The following is a 1,564-nucleotide window of genomic DNA, read 5'->3' on the forward strand; positions in this document are numbered from 1 at the left end:
CGTCCAAAAGTCTCAGTCGAAGAAAGTAATCAAGTAGCTTCAACAGTTGTAGATAGCGGAGACGATAGCCTTCCAGTACTTGTTCGCCTTGTTTCAGAAAGTGGAAAACAAGTCAAGGAATACCGCATCCACTTGACTAAGGAAAAACCAGTTTCTGAGAAGACTGTTGCTGCTGTACAAGAAGAACTTCCAAAACTCGAATTTGTTGAAAAAGATTTGGCCTATAAGACAGTTGAGAAAAAGGATTCAACCCTGTATCTAGGTGAAACTCGTGTAGAACAAGAAGGAAAAGTTGGTAAGGAACGGATCTTCACGGCGGTTAATCCTAGTGGAAGTAAGGAAGAAAAACTCCGTGAAGTGGTAGAGGCTCCGACAGACCGCATCGTCTTGGTTGGTACTAAACCAGGAACTTCTCTTCCAGAAGACGAAGTGAAGAATCTTGTCCTCGACAGACCAGAACTTGTAGTTGAAGAAGAAACAATTGATTTTAAGGTTCAGGAACAAAAGAATGATCAGCTTCCAGTGGGTCAAACTCGTGTTCTCCAAGAAGGTCAAAAAGGTATCCGTGTTCACTTGATCGAAGTTGAAAATGGCAAGCGAACTGAAAAAGAAAGCTATGATAAAGTCGTGGCTCAGGATCGCATTGTAGAAGTTGGTACGGCTAGTGAAACAACTAAACCAGTACCTCAAGAATCTACAAAACCACAAGTATCAGAAAAAGCAGATACAAAAGAAATTGTTTCAAGTGAAGCTAGTCATGTTCAAGAAGAACAGTTACCAAATACAGGAAGTGCAGAAAGTCAAGCAGCTCTAGCAGCAGGTTTAGCTCTTCTTGGCTTGAGTGCAGGTCTAGTGGCCACTAAAGGTAAAAAAGAAGACTAGAATGAATCAGTATTTCTTCTAAATGTATCTTAGAAAGACCAGGGAATCCTGGTCTTTTTAATGGGTAGAAGTATTATCTAAAGAGCAATTTAACGTTTGTGAAATCAGATAACCAAAATGATAAAAACACTATCTGGTATCGAAAACGAGATGAACTTATTTTTTAAAAAATGGCGGTAAAATATACCAGATTTTGTTTCGATGATAGGAGAAGAAAAGATACAAAGCGGTTAATATACGGATGTGAAAAAGTCGATTTCAACCTGTAAGAAAAAATTGGATTTTTTTTATAAAAATTTGCTTGATAGTTCTAGCCTTTTTCTTCATAGTATGATAAAATGTGGATGTAATGTGGCTAATAATTTTCGCTTGAAAAAGGAGAATGGTAATTAGTTGGGGACAATCATTTAGTTTACTATTACATTGTACATTTACAACTGAATATTATAAGAAAGGAAGATTAAATGAACAAGAAAATAAGATCTTGGATTCAGATCCTTATTCTTTGTTTGGGAGTTATTCTCCAATCATTTGCCCCTCTGACGCAAGTACATGCGACAGAGTATAATGATGTGATCACTAGTGTTGGTGTTGAAAACAGATCTGGTGAAGCTTTAACGCAAGGGTTGGATATTTGGCAAGAATTCCGTCTTACTGCAGATTTTGTTTTGCCAGATAATAC

The 1,564-nt window shown here is 37.4% G+C and carries 2 protein-coding genes; both read left to right on the forward strand.

The genetic code is table 11. The features are described 5' to 3' along the window. Nucleotides 1-882, forward strand: an 882-nt coding sequence (locus GMD1S_RS07600) for a G5 domain-containing protein (RefSeq protein ID WP_000307308.1), incomplete at its 5' end; no start/stop codon positions are given. 464 nt (nt 883-1,346) lie between these two features. Continuing rightward, nucleotides 1,347-1,564: hypothetical protein (locus GMD1S_RS07605; RefSeq protein ID WP_001035129.1), on the forward strand; the 218-nt coding region annotated here is incomplete at its 3' end.

Source organism: Streptococcus sp. GMD1S, from assembly GCF_000296875.1.
Lineage (GTDB): Bacteria > Bacillota > Bacilli > Lactobacillales > Streptococcaceae > Streptococcus.